We start from the raw sequence: 19257 nt of genomic DNA, 5'->3' as shown, positions 1-19257 counted from the left end.
GGGAAGTGCCTTCCGGGTGCCGGTTTACATGCTCTGCGCCGCAGGTAGAATGGCGCCCTCCTTATCAGCCCCGAGCGGACCTCATGGCGTTGCCGACCCTACGGATCATTGGTTTCATCATCGGCATTTTCCTGATCACCCTGGCCATCGCCATGGTCATTCCGATGGCGACCCTGGTGTTGTTCGAACGCACCGGCGACCTGCCGTCGTTCCTCTGGGCCAGCATGATCACTTTCGTCGCCGGCCTGGCCCTGGTGATACCGGGGCGTCCGGAACATGTGCACCTGCGTCCGCGGGACATGTACCTGCTGACGGTGTCCAGCTGGCTGGTGGTGTGCATCTTCGCCGCCCTGCCGTTTTTGCTGACCCAGCACATCAGCTACACCGACTCGTTCTTTGAAAGCATGTCCGGCATCACCGCCACCGGCGCCACCGTGCTCAGCGGCCTGGACAACATGTCGCCGGGCATCCTGATGTGGCGCTCCCTGCTGCACTGGCTCGGCGGCATCGGCTTCATCGGCATGGCGGTGGCGATCCTGCCGCTGCTGCGCATCGGTGGCATGCGCCTGTTCCAGACCGAATCTTCGGACCGCTCGGAAAAGGTCATGCCGCGTTCGCACATGGTGGCGCGGCTGATCGTGGCGGCGTATGTCGGCATCACCATTCTCGGCAGCCTGGCCTTCTGGTGGGCCGGGATGAGCCTGTTCGACGCGATCAACCACGCGATGTCGGCGATTTCCACCGGCGGCTTCTCCACCTCCGACAGCTCGCTGGCGCACTGGCCGCAACCGGCGGTGCACTGGGTGGCAGTGGTGGTGATGATCCTCGGCAGCCTGCCGTTCACCCTGTACGTCGCCACCCTGCGCGGCAACCGCCGGGCGCTGATCAAGGACCAGCAGGTCCAGGGCCTGCTCGGCATGCTGCTGGTGACCTGGCTGGTGCTCGGCACCTGGTACTGGTGGACCACCCAGTTGCATTGGCTGGAGGCCCTGCGTCACGTCGCGCTGAACGTCACCTCGGTGGTCACCACCACCGGTTTCGCCTTGGGCGACTACAGCCTGTGGGGCAACTTCTCGCTGATGCTGTTCTTTTACCTGGGCTTCGTCGGCGGCTGTTCCGGCTCGACCGCCGGCGGGATCAAGATCTTCCGCTTCCAGGTCGCCTACATCCTGCTCAAGGCCAACTTGAACCAGCTGATCCACCCGCGCGCGGTGATCAAGCAGAAATACAACGGTCACCGCCTCGACGAGGAAATCGTCCGTTCGATCCTGACCTTCTCGTTCTTCTTCGCCATCACCATCTGCGTGATCGCCCTGGCGCTGTCGCTGCTGGGTGTGGACTGGATGACCGCCCTGACCGGCGCGGCCAGTACGGTGTCGGGGGTCGGCCCGGGCCTGGGCGAAACCATCGGTCCGGCCGGCAACTTCGCCACCCTGCCGGACGCCGCCAAGTGGATTCTGTCCCTGGGCATGCTGCTCGGCCGGTTGGAGATCATCACCGTATTCGTACTGTGTATTCCGGCATTCTGGCGTCACTGACAGCGGCCCCGGATTCCTGCAATCGCGCCCGGTATTCGCCGGGCGTGGCATCGAACCAGCGGCGAAAAGCGCGGAAAAAGTTGCTCGGATCGGCAAACCCCAACAGATAGGCAATCTCCAGCAGGGTCATGCTCGGCTGCGCCAGGTACTGCTCGGCCAGCTCACGACGGGTGTCGTCGAGCAGGGTCTGGAAACTGGTGCCCTCCTCCTGCAGACGCCGTTGCAGGGTGCGCTGGGACAGGTGCAGGGTCTGGGCCACGGTTTCGCGCTTCGGCTCACCCTGGGGCAGCAACCGGCACAACGCCTGGCGGGCCTTGTGTGTCACCCGGCTTTCGGAGAACCGCGCCAGGTACTCACCGGCAAAGCGGTCATGCAGCCGCGCCATGGCCTCATTGGCGGTCGGCAACGGCGCTTCCATATCGGCCCGCTCGAAAATCAACGCATCGTAAGGCGCGTTGAACACCAGCGGCGCATGAAACGCCTGCTTGTAGGGCTCCAGATCGACCGGTACCGCCCCCTGCATCAGGACCTGGCGCGGCTGCAGCGTACGCCCGGTCAGCCAGCCACACAGCGCCAGCGCGCAGGCCAGCGAGGCTTCGGCACTTTGCCGGGTCGGCGGCAGATGATCGCCGTGCACCGTCAGAATCAGCGCATAACCTTCAGGTAAAAGCCGGAAACTCAGGTCAGCGCTTTCCGCGATGATCCGCTGATAGCGCACCAAACGCTGGAAACCCTCGACCAGGGTACGACTGGACATCAGGGCATACCCGGCCACGTTGAAGGAGGCCGGTCGCACCACCTTGCCCATGTTCAGGCCGATCGCCGGGTTGCCGGACTGCTCCACCGCACGCTGCCAGAGACGCGTCATCGAGTCCTGGGGGAAGCGTGCGTCCGGGTCGTCCAGCGCGGCATAGTCGAGCCCGATCTGCTTGAACAATGCACGGCAATCCAGGCCGTCCATCTCCAGAGCTTTGACAATTCCCATCGCCCAGCTTGCAGAAGTCGTTCGTTCGCTCATGGTGGGTTCTTTTACATGATGAGCCGCATGCCACGGCCGATTTCCCAAGGATACCAACCCATAGAGCGTAATTTACATCGCTTTATTTACAAGGGTTCCAGGCAGTTCATCTTAGCCAGTTAGGGATCGATAGAAGCTATGGGACTCCGCAATGCCAATATAATGGCATTGCGCCCTTCCATCTCGTGCTGTCCAATAGGCTGAATAGAATCCTATCGCCAATGGCAATCCGCATGAGCATCATGTAATGTGCATGCCAATTTATATACCGTTCCGTGCAAAGGACCGCAGCAAATGCTCCTGTTTTTTTCCGCTCTTCTACTGTGCATTCCTTTGCGAATCTTTGTTCCAGCTTTGGGTGTCGAGATTGCCCCGGCTGATGTACTGTGCCTATTTGCGCTGTTCTATGTATTAACAATCCACCCTAAAATAAACCGCTGGCTTCTTCTTAGTATTTTCCTGTCACTCACCTCACTAATCTTCGTCCAATCGATATACATGCCTGGCAATATCGGTCGCGCATTACTTTCCATGGCTTTTTTCTTCAAACCATATTTAATCTACCTGCTAGGACAAAGCCTTGGAGTACGAAACTTTCAGCCAGAAAAGTTCAACAAGACAATCATCTTGCTTCTTTCTATCACAGCCTTTGCAGCCACTGTCGACGCCATATTCGTCAAACATCATGTAGCTGCAATTGCAGAATTCGAAAGGATACCTGGAGAGTGGATTCTGGGCGGTATATTCGATCCTACTTTCTTTGGTTTGAAATTCCACGGCAGTAATGGCATCAATGGAATTGCCGTATTCTTTTCTTTTGCATTTATGACGTTGCTAGCGCTCGGCGTCGTTATGAAACCCGTAAAAAATGTAAAAATCATTGCATGCATCGGCATGCTATGTTGCTTGATTCTGGTTCTTGGCAGTGGCTCAAGACAAGCCGCCTTTGGCGTGCTGATCAGCGGTATTTGTTATTTGCTCATGGGAAAAATGACAACTAACAGACTATTTTGGGCGAACCTTTCCGGGGTTTTCGCGATACTGGTGACACTAGTCGTAATAACCTTCTTCTCACAATATTTCGTCGAACTGTTTGCGAAGGCTCGAATAATGGCCGAGAACATCTCCGATGGAAACTGGGACGCCGTATCCTCTGGAAGACTGGGTCTATATGTAATCCTTGTCGAAGATTTGTTAAAAAGCCCAATATTCGGCACCGGGTTCAGCGGCTATGGCATTTTCGACTCTGGACTGGGTTACTTTGAAAATGATGTCAGTACTTCCGGGTACACCCCTCACAATCAGTACCTGGGCGCACTGTGGAAAATGGGGGCTCTCGCGGGGATCTTCTACTTCGCCTTCCTTTGGAATATTACCCGCCCATTCTTTAGAAACCCACAAAAAACCAAGTACCAACGCAATCTATATATCGCGACAGCTATTCTTATCGTTCCATTTTTCACTGTATTCAATGTGTTCCAGGATGGCTTGTCCTCACCATCCACTGGACCATTACTGCTTTTCCTCATTGGTTACTACAGGCGAGGGCTCGAATTGAGCTATCTGGATACCAATGAGACTCCAGATAACAAACCGGCCCAGCCGGTTGATGCCAAGCTACCGACATAAGGTGGCTGGCAGCCCCCCTTGTGCGCTACAGCTAGCCAAGGTCACTACGAACCGCCTGCCCCGGCTGTCCCAATAGCTCACTGGCCCAACGCAAGCCTCCACCATCCAGCCGCCAGAGCGGCCCTCCCCTTGCTGGAGAACTCAGAAGAAACCCGGCACGTTACTCGAACCGGGCTTGCCGTGCCTGCGCTTCAAGGCTGCGGCGTCGGTTGGAGGAACATCCGCTGCAAGTTGCGTAACAGCTCATAAGGACTGAACAACAATCACAAGAATGTATCGCTGCTGGATATCTTCACCTGAGACAAAGGCAGATTAGGTGCGGAAGCATTTCTCAAAGACAAAAGGACTATGGCCATATAGCCTCTAAACCTTATTTCCCGAGTTTCATTCCAAGGATACTAAAGTGGCGCCTATTGTCACTGGCCCCAGCCATTGATGACTCTAGACTCAAATAAGCTCCCCGCAGAGCGTCCCGCTGGCAGAACAACAACCACAGAGATCGCAGTCGTGGATAACATCAAGCAGTTCAATAGCTTCGCCGAGTTCTATCCGTATTACCTGAGCGAACACAGCAACAGCACCTGCCGCCGCCTGCACTTCGTGGGCACGACCCTGGTGATCTTCATCCTCGCCTTCGCCATCGGCAAAGGCGCCTGGCTATTGCTGCTGGCCCTGCCGGTGGCCGGCTACAGCTTCGCCTGGGTCGGTCATTTCTTCTTCGAGAAGAACCGCCCGGCCACCTTCCAGCATCCGTTCTACAGCCTTGTGGGCGATTTCGTCATGTACCGCGACATGCTGACCGGCAAGGTGCCGTTCTAGGCCTGGCCGGACAGCAAGCCGTCCTGCACAGCCAGTGCAGGATTGGATCCAGGGCATAGACTCCCATCGTTGCGCAAAAAACAACAAGAGGATGGCCGATGAACGCTCACGCCCGTTTCACCCACATGAAGGATGGCACCCAGGAAGACTGGGCGATCATCGCCGCGGATTTCAGGGCCTATGCCAAGCAGTTGCCGGCGCGCATCGTGGCGCACCTGAAGTTGCTCGAGGGCGATTTTGGCGGCTTCCCGGTGGACCGCCTGAGCCACTCGCTGCAAACCGCCAGCCGGGCCTGGCATGACGGCCGCGACGAGGAATACGTGGTCTGCGCCCTGCTCCACGACATCGGCGACACCCTGGGTTCCTACAATCACCCGGACATCGCCGCGGCGATCCTCAAGCCCTTCGTCAGCCCCGAGAACCTGTGGATGGTGGAGAAGCACGGGATCTTCCAGGGCTACTACTTCTTCCATCACCTGGGCATGGACCGGCACCTGCGCGAACAATTCAAGGACCACCCGCTGTATCTGCAGACCGCCGAGTTCTGTGCCAAGTACGACGCCGCGGCGTTCGATCCAGGCTACGACAGCCTGCCCCTGAGCTTTTTCGAACCCATGCTCGAACGCCTGTTCGCCCAGCCGAAAAACTCGATCTACAAGGCGGCCATAAAGGAACACGCACCGGCCTGAGGACAGCTGAGCGGCCATCGCGAGCAAGCTCGCTCCTACAGGTAGGAGCGAGCTTGCTCGCGATACTATTCAGGCCAGCTCCGCGACCTTGGCCTGTTCGGCCTTGCGCTGCGCCTCCCGCGCCTGGGCGTCGGCCAGGCGATACAGTTCGATGGTGCCGTCCCAGTGCTCGATCAGGGCGGTGCACGACTCGACCCAATCCCCGCAGTTGAGGTAGTCCACCTCGCCGACCTTGCGGATCTCGGCATGGTGAATGTGCCCGCACACCACGCCGTGCAACTCACGCTTCACGCATTCGTGAGCGATGGCTTCCTCGAAGTCGCTGATAAAGCTGACCGCGGTCTTGACCTTGTGCTTGAGGTAGGCCGACAACGACCAGTAACCGTAGCCGTAGCGCGCCCGCCAGTGATTCAGCCAGCGATTGAGGGTCAGGGTGAACTCGTAGGCCGAGTCGCCGAGAAAGGCCAGCCAGCGATGGTAGCGGGTGATGACATCGAACTGGTCGCCATGGATCACCAGCAGGTGCCGGCCGTCGGCGGTGACGTGCACCGCCTCGTCCACCAACTGGATATTGCCCAGGATCAGCTTCGAATAACGGCGCAGGAATTCGTCGTGGTTGCCGGTGACATAGATCACCTCGGTGCCGCGCTTGCTCATGGTCAGCAGGCGGCGGATGACGTTGGTGTGTGCCTGGGGCCAGTACATGCCGCCGCGCAGCTTCCAACCGTCGATGATGTCGCCGACCAGGTAGATCCGGTCGGCGTGATAGCCCTTGAGGAACTGCGACAGATGCTCCGCCTGGCAGTCCCGGGTGCCCAGATGCACATCGGAAATCCACAGGGTGCGCACGCGTTGTTTACGGCTGGGTCTGGCGAGTTCGGCACTGGTCATGGGCACGCTCCTGCATTTTCTGCGAGCTTGCGCCCCAGCGATTAATCGCCTGTGACAGAAATACGGCAGTCCGATGACAACGCTGAAGCCCGGGCCGCCGGTGTAGACTGCCGTTCTGCCAAGGAGACTGCGATGAGACCGATCCTCACGCTACGCCAATACAGCCACGACCTGATCGTCCACAGCCACGAACACGCGCAACTGGTGTTCGGCCTGTCGGGCCAGCTCGACTTCGAGGTCGACGGCCAGGGCAGCCAGGTGGTCCAGCAGAGCTTCGTGGTGGTGCCTTCCGGCGCCCATCATGCCTGCGGCAGCCCCAACGGCAGTCGCTGCCTGGTGCTCGACGTACCCGACGAACATTGGCTGCTGCAATCGCTGGGCGATCACGCCGATGCCAGTCGCCGCCTACTCGACAACCCTGGGCGCCTGCCCCTGGATACGGCGCAGAGCCAGCTGGTCAACTGGCTCGCCGGCAGCCCGGTCAACGACCCGCTGATTGCCCAGCAAGGCGCCGTGCTGTTGCTGGCCAGCCTCAACCAGGCCAGCCCCGCCAGCGTCGGCGGCCGACGCCTGCCCTATGCGGCCTTGAATGCCCATATCGATAAACACGCCGCCCATCCGCTGCAAGTAGCCGACCTGGCGCAAATCGCCGGACTGTCCAGCGCTCGCCTGCATGCGCGGTTTGTCGCCGAATGCGGGCAGACGCCGATGGACTACATCCGCAGCCGGCGCCTGCACATGGCCGCCGGGCTGTTGCGCGATTCGGCACTGCCCATCGGCGAAATCGCCAGCCGCGTCGGCTACAGCTCCCAGAGCGCCTTCGCCGCCGCGGTGCTGCGCGAGTTCGGCGTCTCCCCCGGCAAGCTGCGGCGCGCGACGGGCCAGCGCTAGGCTGTCGACAAAAAACGCGAGGATCGCGACAGACCGGGTCCTGCCCAGGCTTTTAGACTGGCACCGCTCCGCTCAACCGTTTTGAAGGATTGAAATGACTCCGCGTACTGCCCTTGGCGCCCTGCATATCGGCGCATTGATGTTCGGCCTCACCGGTGTATTCGGCAAACTCGCCGCCGCTTCGCCGGCCATCATCGTCTTTGGTCGCGCGGCGTTCGCGGTGCTCGCCCTGGCGTTCTTCGCCCGCTGCGCCAGCAGCATCCGCTGGCAACGGTTGCAGGCCACGGACTGGTGGCGCCTGCTGCTCAGCGGCCTGCTGCTGGCCGGGCACTGGGTGAGTTTCTTCATCGCGGTGAAAGTCGCCGGCGTGGCCATCGCCACCCTGGGCTTCGCCAGCTTCCCGGCCTTCACGGTGATCCTCGAGGGGCTGATCTTTCGTGAGCGGATCCGCCTCAACGAGATCGTCCTGGTGGCCCTGGTCAGCGTCGGCCTGGTGCTGGTCACGCCGGACTTCGACCTCGCCAGCGAAGCCACCAGCGGGCTGCTCTGGGCCGTGGGATCAGGTCTGCTGTTCGCCCTGCTGTCACTGAACAATCGCGCCAGTTCCGCGCGCATCCCGGCGGTGCAGGCGGCACTATGCCAGAACGTGGTGGTTGCCTTGTGCTTGCTGCCGGTGGCGGCCCCAGGGCTGAGCGAGGTCCGGGCCCTCGACTGGTTGTGGATCAGCCTGCTCGGCATCTTCTGCACCGGCCTGGCCCACAGCCTGTTCGTCGCCAGCCTCGCGGTGATCAAGGCCCGTACTGCGGCGGTGGTGTTCGCCCTGGAGCCGGTCTACGGGATTACCGTGGCCTGGCTGCTGTTCAACGAGACGCCGACGCTGCGCATGCTGATCGGCGGCGTCTTGATCATCCTCGCCATCGTGGTCTCCAGCAGCCTGTCCGGCTCAAGCAAAAAAGCGCCAGTGGCAGAAGTCGCGTCTCACTGAGTGCGGTCGTTGTGGCCGAGGTCGCGCTGCGGATCGATCTGGTCGCGCACCCGCTGCTTGAGTACCTTGGCTTCGGGAAAACCGCCATCGGCCTTGCGTTCCCAGATCTGTACGCCGTCGCAGGTAATGCGGAACGTGCCGCCGGTGGCCGGCTCCAGGGACACCTTGCCCAGGTCGTCGCTGAAGGTGCTCAGCAGTTCCTGGGCCAGCCAGGCGGCGCGCAGCAGCCACTGGCACTGGGTGCAATAGGTGATGACCACTTCGGGTTTACGTTCTGACATGGTGCTGCCGACTCCTGGGCTCAAGGGCGTCGTTATAATAGCCGCCTTTATCGCTCGCCCCGAGATCCATGATGCGTCGTTTGCTGTCCTGCCTGCTCCTGTGTTTGCTCCCCGTGTTCCTGCACGCCGCCGAAGCGCCACGGCCGAAGATCGGCCTGGTGTTGTCCGGCGGCGCCGCCCGTGGCCTGGCGCATATCGGCGTGCTCAAGGCCCTGGAGGAGCAAGGCGTGAAGATCGATGCAATTGCCGGCACCAGCATGGGCGCGGTGATCGGCGGGCTGTACGCCTCGGGCTATAAGATCGACGAGCTGGAAAAACTGGCCCTGAGCATCGACTGGCAACAGGCGCTGTCCGACGCGCCACCCCGGGAAGACATACCGTTTCGTCGCAAGCAGGATGACCGCGACTTCCTGGTAAAACAGAAACTCAGCTTCCGCGACGACGGTAGCCTCGGCCTGCCGCTGGGGGTCATCCAGGGCCAGAACCTGGCGCTGCTGCTGGAAAGCATGCTGGCCCACGCCAGCGATACCCGGGACTTCGACAAGCTGCCGATCCCCTTCCGCGCGGTCGCCACCGACATCGCCAGCGGCGAGAAAGTAGTGTTCCGCAAGGGCCACCTGCCCCGGGTGATTCGCGCCAGCATGTCGATCCCGGCGGTGTTCGCCCCGGTGGAAATGGATGGCCGGCTGCTGGTGGACGGTGGCATGACCGACAACATTCCGCTGGATGTGGCCCGCGACATGGGCGTGGACATCGCCATCGTGGTCGACATCGGCACCCCATTGCGCTCGCGCCAGCAGTTGGCGACCGTGGTCGATGTGCTGAACCAGTCGATCACCCTGATGACCCGGCGCAACTCCGAGGAACAACTGGCGACCCTGCACAAGAATGACGTGCTGATCCAGCCGCCCCTGGCCAGCTTCGGGGTCACCGACTTCGGTCGCGCCCAGGAAATGATCGACGCCGGCTACCGCGCCACCCGCATCCTCGACACCCGCCTGGCGCCGCTGCGTCGGGCCGAACCGATGGATGCCGAACTCAGCGCCGCGCGCACGCCCAGCCAGCGCACCCCGATCATCACCGCGATCCGGGTGGAAAACGATTCGAAGGTCAGCGACGACGTGATCCGCTACTACATCCGCCAGCACATCGGCGAGCCTCTGGACCTGGGCCGGCTGCAGACCGACATGGGCACGCTGTATGGCCTGGACTACTTCGAGCAGGTGCAATACCGCGTGGTCCACAAAGGCAATGACCATACCCTGGTGATCAACGCCCGGGGCAAGCGCAGCGGCACCGACTACCTGCGCCTGGGGCTGAACCTGTCCGACGACATGCGCGGCGACAGTGCTTTCAACCTGGGCGCCAGCTACCGGGTCAACGGCATCAACAGCCTCGGCGCCGAATGGCTGACCCGGGTGCAGATCGGTGATCAGCAGGAGCTCTACAGCGAGTTCTATCAACCACTGGATGTCGGCTCGCGCTACTTCATCGCGCCTTACATCGGCATCGAGTCACAGAACATCGAAGCCGTGCTGGATAACGACCCGATCGCCGAATACCGCCTGGAACGCTACGGTTTCGGCCTCAATATCGGGCGCCAGATCGGTAACAGCGGCGAGATCCGCTTCGGTGTCGGCGAGGCCTGGGGCAAGGCCGATGTCCGCGTCGGCGACCAGGACCTGCCCAGCGAAAGCTTCAACGAGGGCTACTACGAACTGCGCTACTCGTTCGACTCCCTGGACAATGTCTACTTCCCCCATGAGGGCGAGGACATCGGCCTGTCGCTGCGCCAGTTCGAACCCAGCCTGGGCTCGGACAAGCGCTACCGGCAGTGGGAGTTCAAGCTGGACAAGGCCCTGAGCAGCGGCCCGAACACCTTTATCCTCGGCGGTCGGTATGGCCGGACCCTGGATGAGGCCGAAGTGGTGACCTCAAGCTTCGTGCTCGGCGGCGCCCGCCAGCTGTCGGGCTTCCGCCAGGATGCGCTCTCGGGCCAGAACGTCAGCCTGATGCGGGGCGTCTACTACCGGCGGCTGACACCCCGCTCCTACCTGCCCCTGGACTTCCCGCTGTATATCGGCGGTTCCCTGGAGCGAGGGCGGGCCTGGAACAACGACAACGAGTTCGACAGTGGCTACATCAACGCCGCCAGCATCTTCCTTGGTTTCGACACGCCGCTGGGGCCGCTGAATTTCAGTTACGGCATCAACGACGACAACCAGAAAGCGGTCTACCTCAACTTGGGCCAGACGTTCTGAGGCTTGGTGTCCGACTCGGCTTCGGCCTTGCTGCCGGCGCCCGGTTCGTCTGGCTCCTCCAGGCGCCAGACGATCGAATCGGCATTGAATGGCGCCGGTGCTGCGGTAGGAGACGCCGGAGCGCTGGAGGGCTCGGAAGGTGCGATCAGGTCCCAGTCGACATCGATCGACGGCTCGCGATCAACCAACCGATCTCCTGCCACGGGCTGTACCGGAGCAACAGGGGGCGTTGATCTGAACGACTCCTGGGCTGCCACCGTCGTCACAGCACTGGCCAGCGTTCGTGTGGGCCGACTCTCGGGGGCCGTCTGTGCCTCCGGTACGGCGGCGGACTGACGACGGCGACGCACGACCAACACCACCAGCCAGGCCGTCAACAGCAAGGCAGCAAGCATCAGCCAGGGATTCGAGCCTTCATCAGTCTCCGGGGCCTGTTCGGCTGGCTGGGATGGGCTGGCGGCGGTGGGTGTCGCGGCCCCGGGCGCCGGGGCAGGATGATCGGCAGGCTTGCTCCGGGCTTCGGCCAACTGACGTTGCAGCTCCACCAGCTGTTGCTGCTGGCGCGCCAGTTGTTCGTCCCGCAGCTGCAATGTGTTGCGCAGCTCTTGGGCCTGGTCCTGCAATTGCTGGTTGGCCTGCAGGGCTTGCACCAATTGTCCGGCCGCGGGATCGCTCGCTTTGGCCGCCGCGGGTGACGCCTGGGTGGCGATCGCCGGTTCGGGTTTTGCTACCCCCCTGACCGGGGCCGGCACTATCTCGGGGCTTCCCTGGGGATCGATCAGCAGCGTGTACTCGCGCAACTGCCGGCCATTGGCCTGGTTCACCTGCAGCAGGAAATCCAGGAACGGCTCGTTCACTGGCTTGCTCGACACTACCCGGATCACCCTGCGCTCGCCCTGCAGAACCTGGGTAAAACGCAAATCTTCGAGAAACGGCAAGCGCTCGATACCGGCCTGCTTGAACTCGCCGGCCGTCGCCAGGCTGACCGACAACTCGCCCTCCTCCAGGCCTTGCGCCTGCACCAGGGCGATCTCCGCCTCCAGCGGCTGGTTCAGCGCCGAATGCACGGTGATTTCACCCAGGCCCACCGCCGGGGCCGGGGACGAATACAAGGCCGCCAGCACCGGCAGAAGGAACAAGGAACGATTCTTCGCCACCCAGGACGACCCGACGAAACCGCGCAGAGCGGCCAGCAGACTCTGGAACATGAGCACCCTTTTTGAGGACCGAAAGCGACCACAGCGGCGATACGCTGGCTGCGCATGCCGCTGTGGACCTGGTATTTCTTATAGTCCGCCGGTGTCGGTAGCTCAAAAATCCGCGGCGCTAGTTATGCCTCAAGACTTTTCCAGATTGGCCAGGATGTGCGCATGAACCCGCATGCATACCCGCATATCCTCTTCATCGACACCGACGAACAATTCACTGCGCAGGGCTGTGGCGATGGTTTCGATCTGTTCGATCAAGGGCAGCGCCGGGGCGCACAGAACGATCTTCTTCGCCCGGCGATCCTCGACCACCGACTGCCGTTGCACCAAACCCTGGGTTTCCAGGCTGTCGAGCAGCCGCGCCAGGGTCGGTCCTTCGACGCCGACACTCTGGGCAAGTTCACGCTGGGTCGGGGCTTCATCGAAACGGGCGAGGTGCAGCAGCACCAGCCAGCGGGCCTGGGACAGGCCAAGTCCGGCCAGACGGCGATCCAGTTCGGCGCGCCAGCCTCGGGACATCTGCGCCAACTGCATGCCAAAACGGTGTTGATCGGTTAACGGCATAAACAACTCATGAGTTAGTAGACTGAAAATTAAGAAAAACTAATTATTAGTCAGCTAAGCATGACAGTTGCCGAGTGGCAAGGTTTGGCATGAACTGAATCGTTACATCTTGCCGCCGTGGGACTCACATCTCGAATTCCGATTCCAGCGCCGCACGCACGCAATACAGCACACCTTCCGGCACGCGACCGGCAAACAGCTCGGCCACTTCGCTCACCGAGGGCAGCTCGCCTTCGCCGTCGAGAAAGGCGTCCTGGATCTCGCCGAGCAGGTCTTCCGGCAGATCCAGCGCCTGCTCCAGGGATAGCTGCTGCTTGCCCACGGCTTCGGCGAGCATCGTGTAAACGTTCTTTTCCGAGCACTGCAATTGCCCGGCGATCTGCAGTGGCGTCATGCCGGCGCGGGCCAGGGTAATCAGCTCGTGGCGGATGTCGGCCACCACTTTCGGCGCCTCCACCTGGCCGCCCAACACTTCGAGGAATGCCTCGCCATAACGCTCCAGCTTGCGCGCGCCGACACCGCTGACCCGGGCCATTTCCGCCAGGGAGCCGGGCTGGCTGCGGAGCATTTCCAGCAGGGTGGAATCGGGGAAAATGACATAGGGCGGCACGCCATGTTCTTCCGCCAGCTTGCGCCGCAAGGCGCGCAAGGCTTCCCACTGTTCGCGCTCTTCGCCACGTACCAGTTGGCTGGCCTGGCTGGTGCTGCTCTTGGCGGCGATCTGCGGCTTTATGTCGCGGCGCAGCTCCAGGCTCACCTCGCCCTTGAGCAGCGGCCGGCAGCTGTCGCTCAGACGCAGGCCGCCGTAGCCTTCCAGATCGATGTCGGCCAGGCCGCGGGCCACCAGTTGGCGGAACAGCGAGCGCCATTCGCCTTCGCTGCGCGCCTTGCCCACGCCGAACACGGAAAGATGCTGATGGCCGAAGCTGCGGACCTTTTCCGTGTCCTTGCCCAGCAGCACGTCCACCAGGTGGCCGACACCATACCGCTGGCCAGTGCGATAGATCGCCGACAGCGCCTGGCGCGCCGGCTCGGTGGCATCCCAGGTCTGCACGCCGTCGACGCAGTTGTCGCAATGGCCGCATGGCTGTGGCATGTCTTCGTCGAAATAGGCCAGCAGGGTCTGGCGCCGGCAGCGGGTTTCCTCGCACAGCGCCAGCATGGCATCGAGCTTGTGCTGCTCCAGGCGTTTGTGGCGTTCGTCGCCCTCGGAATTCTGCAACATCTGCTTGAGCATCAGCACGTCCTGCAGGCCGTAGGCCATCCAGGCATCGGCAGGCAGGCCGTCACGCCCGGCACGCCCGGTTTCCTGGTAATAGGCCTCAAGGGACTTGGGCAGGTCCAGGTGCGCCACGAAGCGCACGTTGGGTTTGTCGATGCCCATGCCGAAAGCGATGGTCGCGACCATGATCAGCCCTTCCTCGTTGAGGAAACGCTTCTGGTGATAGGCCCGCAGCTCGCTGGGCAACCCGGCGTGATACGGCAGCGCCGGAAAGCCCTGCTCGCAGAGGAAGGCAGCAACCTCGTCGACCTTCTTGCGCGACAGGCAATAGACGATGCCGGCGTCGCTGCGTCGTTCGCTGAGGAACGCCAGCAGCTGCTTGCGCGGCTGCTCCTTGGGAACGATGCGATAGAAGATGTTCGGACGGTCGAAACTGGAGAGGAAACGCTCGGCATCCTGCAGGTGCAGGCGATTGACGATTTCCTCGCGGGTGCGCTTGTCGGCGGTGGCGGTCAGGGCGATGCGCGGCACCTGGGGGAACATTTCCGCCAGCTGGCCCAGTTGCAGGTACTCCGGACGGAAATCATGCCCCCATTGGGACACGCAATGCGCCTCGTCGATGGCGAACAGGGCGATGTCGAGGTTCTGCAGGAACGCCAGCATCCGCGGCTGCACCAGGCGCTCCGGCGCCAGGTACAGCATCTTCACCTCGCCCCGCCGGATGCGCGCGGCCAGGTCGCGCTGCTGTTCGGCGCTCAGGGTGGAGTTCAGCGCCGCCGCGGCGACCCCGAGTTCCTCCAGGGTCGCGACCTGATCGTCCATCAGCGCGATCAATGGCGAGACCACCACCGCCAGGCCTTCGCGCAGCAGGGCCGGGACCTGGAAGCACAATGACTTGCCGCCGCCGGTAGGCATCAGTACCAGGGCGTCGCCGCCACTGGCCACACGCTCAATGATCGCACCTTGGCGGCCACGGAAACTGTCGTAGCCGAAGATGTCCTTGAGGACGCGTTGAGCCTGTTCGAGCATGAAAAACTCCAAAAATCGCTGAAATCCCTGTGCGCAGGCTGGCCGAAAAGGCCACGGTTTTCACTGACAAATCCGTTAGCGGACTTTTCCTGGACCGTCACGACGCCTGCCGGGCATCACAAAACGCGCAAGTATACCCGAGCACTTGCCGGCGAAGGGTGCCGACAATGGACCGCCGGTAACCTTCAGGCTCAGCATGAAAAGTGGCTGCGCGCTGGGCGCCTTCGGCGCTACGCAGGCCATGCTGCGTTAAAAACAGGCTCGGAATGCTCATTTAGGAACCTAAAGTCGGATGCGACCCCAGCCGTTCCTCGCCTGTTTGCTCTATCGACCTTCGCTCGCCGACTTTTCCTGCAAACCCTGGAAGCGTGCAAATCTGCGCTGCGGCTGGCCTGGGCGCTCAAGAAGGCCTAGAATTCAGCATCGTTTATTCCCAAGGTAGCCCTTCAATGTCCTTCGCTGAGCAATTAACCCGCCTGCAAGCCTTCCTCGACGCCGATGAGCTGCATGACGAGGCGCTGGACTATGTGGCCGCCCACGGCTACCTGACTGCGCTGTCCATCTGTTCCGAAAGCGTGCCCGATCGTGAGTGGATCGACGCCCTGTTCGCCGAGGAGCCGCACTACAGCGACGCCGCCCAGCGCGAAGAGATCGAATCCACCCTGATTGCCCTCAAGGCCCACATCGCCCGCCAACTGGCTTCCGACGAAGAGTTCGAGCTGCCGTGCGACCTCGACCTCGGCGACGAGCCGGACGACTCCGACCTGCGCGGCTGGTGCATCGGTTTCATGGAAGGTGTGTTCCTGCGCGAAGCAGCCTGGTTCGAAACCGCCGAGGAAGAAGTCAGCGAGATGCTCCTGCCGATCATGGTCGGCTCCGGTCTGTTCGACGAACAACCCGAGTTCTCCGACATCGCCAGCGATGCCAACCTGATGGACGACATGATCGTGCAGATCCCGGAAGCCCTGACCGCGCTGTACTTGCTGTGCAACGCGCCGGACGAAAAACCGGCCATTCTCAAGCCCCGTCACCACTGAGTCACCGCCTATGGCCAAGCCCATAGGCAACCGCCCCCTGATCCTGCGTTACGTTCTGCTGGCCATCGGCTGGCTGAGCGTAGTGCTGGGGGTGACCGGCATTTTCCTCCCGGTATTGCCCACTACGCCCTTCCTGCTGCTGGCCGCCGCCTGCTTTGCCCGCAGTTCGCCGCGCTTCTATCGGTGGCTGGTGGAACATCCGCGGCTCGGCCCGTGGATCCGCGATTACCTGGACGGCCACGGCATTCCGCTCAAGGGCAAGGTCTACGCCATCGGCCTGATGTGGCTGAGCATCGGCCTGTCCTGCTACCTGGTGCCCCTGCCCTGGGCCCGCGGCTTCATGCTGACCAGCGCGGTGCTGGTGACGATCTACATCCTGCGCCAGAAGACCCTGCACAAGCCTTGAACCCGGCCCTGCGCATCGCCTTCCTCCGTTCGTGGCAACCCGACCAGTTGCCCATGCTCGCAAAAAATACCGCCTAGACTTCAGAAACCTGCATTCGAGCAGCCCGCCATGCCCGCACGTTCGCGTCGCCCCGAGTGGACACTGCTCCGGTTTCGGCTGGCCGGCTGGTCGCTGTTGCTGGTCTGTTTGTGGACCGACCCGGGCAATGTGCGGGCGAACTGGGAATTCGTTTCTGCCCTGAGCACCTTCGAGTACCGTCATCAGGTCCTGGGCCCGGCCCGGGAACGTCTCGAGGCCTGGAACCAGTTATTGCGGGACCTGACCGGGCGAGCGGAATACGAACAACTGAATGCCATCAACCGCTTCTTCAACCAGCAATTGAGCTTCAAGGAGGACCAGCGCACCTGGCAGCAGAGCGACTATTGGGCCACGCCGATCGAGGCCCTGCTCAAGGGCGCCGGGGATTGCGAGGACTATGCACTGGCCAAGTATTTCAGCCTGCGCAGCCTGGGGGTCTCCAGCGACAAACTGCGCCTCACTTACGTCAAGGCCAGGCGCGGCAACCGACCGCACATGGTCCTGGCCTATTACCCCAGCCCCGGCGCCGGACCGCTGATACTGGACAACCTCAGCAGCGACATTCGTTCCGCCGCCCAACGCCAGGATCCGAACCCGGTATACGCCTTCAATGCCGAGGGGCTGTACCTGCCCGGAGTGGCTGGCGACACGCGCAGCATCGACCCGAAAAAACTCTCGCGCTGGCAGGACGTACTGAAAAAGATGCGGGACGAGGGCTTCACGGTGGGTAATGGCTGATCCGACAAGGAGTGCCGAATGTCGCTACTCAAGCAACTGTTCATCGCCATCTGCCTGTTCCTGCTGGTGGCCTTCAGCGGCAGTTTTTTTGTCAGCCTGGAAAGCTCCCGCGAGCAGATGCTCAACCAGCTGCGCTCCCACGCCCAGGATGCAGCCACCGCCCTGGGCCTGTCCCTGACCAGCCAGGTCGACGACCCGGCGATGATGGAACTGATGGTCAGTTCGATCTTCGACAGCGGCTACTACAACAGCATCCGGGTGGTGAACATCGAAGACGAAAGCATGCTGGTGGAGCGTTCGGTGCCTGCCAGGATCGAGGGCGTACCCCAGTGGTTCGTCAGGCTGGTGAGCCTGCGCCCGCAGGGTGGCGACGCCCTGGTCATGCGTGGCTGGGAACAGGTGGCGCGGGTGGAAGTGCTGAGCAACCCGCAGTTCGCCCTGGCCAGGCTCTGGGACAGCAGCGTCGGCAGCCTGCTCTGGCTGCTGGTGTGCGGCTTGCTCAGCGCGGTATTCGGCGGCTGGCTGCTGCGGCGCCAGTTGCGGCCGCTGGACGCCATGGTCAAGCAGGCCGAAGCCATCAGTCATCGCGAGTTCCTCAGCCTGCCGACGGTGCCGCGCACGCCCGAGCTCAAGCGGGTGGTCCTGGCCATGAACCAGATGGTGGAAAAACTCAAAGCCCTGTTCGCCGAAGAGGCCGCGCGCAGCGAGAAACTGCGGGCCGAGTCCTATCAGGACAGCCTGACCGGCCTGGCCAACCGGCGCCTGCTGGACGAACAGCTCGGCGATCAGTTGCTGCTCAACGAGCAGAGTGGCGATGGTTATCTGCTGATGCTGCGGGTCAATGACCTCAGTGGCCTGAACCAGCGCCTGGGTGGCCAGCGCACCGACGCCCTGATCAAGAGCATCGGCGACCTGCTCAAGCGCATCAGCGCCCAGGCCGACCGCCGCCACTGGCTGGCGGCGCGCAATCGCGGCGGCGAATTCAGCCTGCTGACACCGGGCCTGGACAGCCGCGGCGCCGAGCGCCTGGCCATGGAAATCAGCGCCACCCTGGAGAACCTGCGCCTGACCGGGGCCAGCGACTGCACACCGGTGGCGCACCTGGGCATAGTCGCCTACCGGCCCGGCGACCCGCTGAGCGGCGTATGGTTGCGCCTGGACCAGGCGCTGGCGCACGCCCAGCAGCACCCCGAGCGTCCCTGGGCATTGCTGCAGGCGTTCGCCGCCGGCCCCAGCCAGCCGCAGCATGACTGGCGCGCCTGGATCGACGATGCCCTGAGCAGCGGCAAGTTGAAGTTGTATTTCCAGCCGGTGGTGCAGTGCGCCGACACCAGCGAGGTGCTGCATCACAAAGTGCTGGCGCGCTTGCTCGACCCGCAGGGCGAAGCCATTGCCGCCGGGCATTTCCTGCCGTGGATCGAGCGCCTGGGCTGGTCGGCACGCTTCGACCTGGCCATGCTCGAACACACCCTGGATTATCTGCTCGAGAATGCTTGGCCGCTGGCTCTGAGCCTGTCCGGCAGCACCCTGCGCGACCCCGACGCGTTGCGGCGGATCCTCGACCAGCTCAAGGCCCTGCCCGACCTGGCCAAGTTACTGACCCTGGAGATCGACGAACGCCAACTGCCCTCGGCCAGCGAGCTGCAGCAGTTGAGCCAGCGCCTGCGGGACAGCGGCTACCGGATCGGCCTGCAACATTTCGGCGGCAACTTCAGCCAGATCGGCAACCTCGCCCACCTCGGCCTGGCCTACCTGAAAGTCGATGGCAGCTACATCCGCGACATCGACCGGCAAAGCGACAAACAGCTGTTCATCGAGGCGATATTTCGCGCCACCCACAGCATCGACCTGCCGCTGATCGCCGAACGGGTCGAGACCCAGGGCGAACTGGACACCCTCAAGGCCCTGGGCCTGTTCGGGGTCATGGGGCGGCTGATCGGCCCACCGGAACCGATGTAGCCCCTTCCCCGCAC

18 protein-coding genes are annotated in these 19257 nt (G+C 62.3%); 12 read left to right on the top strand and 6 right to left on the bottom strand.

Annotated elements, in window-relative coordinates:
* The first annotated feature begins 83 nt into the window (after nt 1-83).
* Nucleotides 84-1538, top strand: coding sequence for a TrkH family potassium uptake protein (locus tag CXQ81_RS10235; RefSeq protein ID WP_009042687.1), 1455 nt, complete (start codon nt 84-86; stop codon nt 1536-1538).
* On the opposite strand, the gene CXQ81_RS10230 is transcribed toward CXQ81_RS10235, so the two are convergent.
* Nucleotides 1495-2556: an AraC family transcriptional regulator gene (locus CXQ81_RS10230; RefSeq protein WP_101337145.1), complete on the bottom strand. Its 1062-nt coding sequence runs from the start codon at nt 2554-2556 to the stop codon at nt 1495-1497. The two genes, CXQ81_RS10235 and CXQ81_RS10230, sit on opposite strands and share 44 nt — an antisense overlap.
* Before the next feature lie 294 nt (nt 2557-2850).
* Here CXQ81_RS10230 and CXQ81_RS10225 point away from each other — a divergent pair, with 294 nt between their 5' ends.
* From CXQ81_RS10225 to CXQ81_RS10215, 3 genes are all read left to right on the top strand, one after another.
* A complete protein-coding gene (locus CXQ81_RS10225; protein ID WP_101337144.1) occupies nt 2851-4185 on the top strand; it encodes an O-antigen ligase in 1335 nt (444 codons plus the stop codon).
* Between the two features lie 507 nt (nt 4186-4692).
* Nucleotides 4693-5004, top strand: a complete 312-nt coding sequence (locus CXQ81_RS10220) for a DUF962 domain-containing protein (protein WP_101337143.1) — start codon at nt 4693-4695, stop codon at nt 5002-5004.
* Between the two features lie 98 nt (nt 5005-5102).
* Nucleotides 5103-5693 carry an HD domain-containing protein gene (locus CXQ81_RS10215; RefSeq protein WP_101337142.1) on the top strand — a complete coding sequence of 197 codons (591 nt, stop codon included), beginning with the start codon at nt 5103-5105 and terminating at the stop codon, nt 5691-5693.
* A 69-nt stretch (nt 5694-5762) separates the two neighbouring features.
* Here CXQ81_RS10215 and CXQ81_RS10210 read toward each other — a convergent pair whose 3' ends face one another.
* Nucleotides 5763-6584: a UDP-2,3-diacylglucosamine diphosphatase gene (locus CXQ81_RS10210; RefSeq protein ID WP_101337141.1), complete on the bottom strand. Its 822-nt coding sequence runs from the start codon at nt 6582-6584 to the stop codon at nt 5763-5765.
* A gap of 132 nt (nt 6585-6716) precedes the next feature.
* On the opposite strand from CXQ81_RS10210, the gene CXQ81_RS10205 reads away from it, so the two are divergent.
* Together CXQ81_RS10205 and CXQ81_RS10200 are read left to right on the top strand one after the other, a co-directional pair.
* Complete coding sequence (locus CXQ81_RS10205; protein WP_053260082.1) at nt 6717-7475, top strand: AraC family transcriptional regulator; 759 nt, start codon at nt 6717-6719, stop codon at nt 7473-7475.
* Between the two features lie 94 nt (nt 7476-7569).
* Nucleotides 7570-8460, top strand: coding sequence for a DMT family transporter (locus CXQ81_RS10200; protein WP_007929748.1), 891 nt, complete (start codon nt 7570-7572; stop codon nt 8458-8460).
* On the opposite strand, the gene CXQ81_RS10195 is transcribed toward CXQ81_RS10200, so the two are convergent.
* Nucleotides 8454-8741, bottom strand: coding sequence for a SelT/SelW/SelH family protein (locus tag CXQ81_RS10195; RefSeq protein ID WP_007929749.1), 288 nt, complete (start codon nt 8739-8741; stop codon nt 8454-8456). The two genes, CXQ81_RS10200 and CXQ81_RS10195, sit on opposite strands and share 7 nt — an antisense overlap.
* A gap of 71 nt (nt 8742-8812) precedes the next feature.
* Between CXQ81_RS10195 and CXQ81_RS10190 the strand changes: the two genes are divergently transcribed.
* A complete protein-coding gene (locus CXQ81_RS10190; protein WP_101337140.1) occupies nt 8813-11002 on the top strand; it encodes a patatin-like phospholipase family protein in 2190 nt (729 codons plus the stop codon).
* On the opposite strand, the gene CXQ81_RS10185 is transcribed toward CXQ81_RS10190, so the two are convergent.
* The 3 genes from CXQ81_RS10185 to recQ all read right to left on the bottom strand — a co-directional run bounded on the left by CXQ81_RS10185 (nt 10975) and on the right by recQ (nt 15025).
* Nucleotides 10975-12210: a FimV family protein gene (locus tag CXQ81_RS10185; protein WP_101337139.1), complete on the bottom strand. Its 1236-nt coding sequence runs from the start codon at nt 12208-12210 to the stop codon at nt 10975-10977. The two genes, CXQ81_RS10190 and CXQ81_RS10185, sit on opposite strands and share 28 nt — an antisense overlap.
* A 129-nt stretch (nt 12211-12339) precedes the next feature.
* On the bottom strand, nt 12340-12774 hold the full coding sequence (locus tag CXQ81_RS10180; protein ID WP_007929752.1) for a MarR family transcriptional regulator: 435 nt from the start codon (nt 12772-12774) through the stop codon (nt 12340-12342).
* Nucleotides 12775-12898: 124 nt separating this feature from the next.
* The gene (recQ, locus tag CXQ81_RS10175) at nt 12899-15025 is read right to left on the bottom strand and encodes a DNA helicase RecQ (RefSeq protein WP_101337138.1); all 2127 of its coding nucleotides are present in this window, start codon (nt 15023-15025) and stop codon (nt 12899-12901) included.
* Between recQ and CXQ81_RS31030 the strand changes: the two genes are divergently transcribed.
* The 5 genes from CXQ81_RS31030 (at nt 15008) to lapD (ending at nt 19243) form a co-directional block, all read left to right on the top strand.
* Nucleotides 15008-15439, top strand: a complete 432-nt coding sequence (locus CXQ81_RS31030) for a hypothetical protein (protein WP_157832242.1) — start codon at nt 15008-15010, stop codon at nt 15437-15439. The genes recQ and CXQ81_RS31030 overlap by 18 nt on opposite strands.
* Before the next feature lie 35 nt (nt 15440-15474).
* A complete protein-coding gene (locus CXQ81_RS10170) occupies nt 15475-16062 on the top strand; it encodes a YecA family protein (protein ID WP_007929756.1) in 588 nt (195 codons plus the stop codon).
* 10 nt (nt 16063-16072) lie between these two features.
* Entirely contained in the window at nt 16073-16468 is a 396-nt protein-coding gene (locus CXQ81_RS10165; RefSeq protein ID WP_007929758.1) for a YbaN family protein, read from the top strand.
* A 108-nt stretch (nt 16469-16576) separates the two neighbouring features.
* A complete protein-coding gene (locus CXQ81_RS10160; RefSeq protein ID WP_101337137.1) occupies nt 16577-17284 on the top strand; it encodes a transglutaminase-like cysteine peptidase in 708 nt (235 codons plus the stop codon).
* An 18-nt stretch (nt 17285-17302) separates the two neighbouring features.
* Nucleotides 17303-19243 (top strand): cyclic di-GMP receptor LapD, encoded by a 1941-nt coding sequence (gene lapD, locus CXQ81_RS10155; RefSeq protein ID WP_101337136.1) that lies wholly within the window; start codon nt 17303-17305, stop codon nt 19241-19243.
* The last annotated feature ends 14 nt before the right edge of the window (nt 19244-19257 follow it).

It is taken from the genome of Pseudomonas sp. 09C 129, from assembly GCF_002843625.1.
GTDB lineage: Bacteria > Pseudomonadota > Gammaproteobacteria > Pseudomonadales > Pseudomonadaceae > Aquipseudomonas > Aquipseudomonas chlororaphis.
This window is presented reverse-complemented; position numbering and strand designations above follow the sequence as displayed.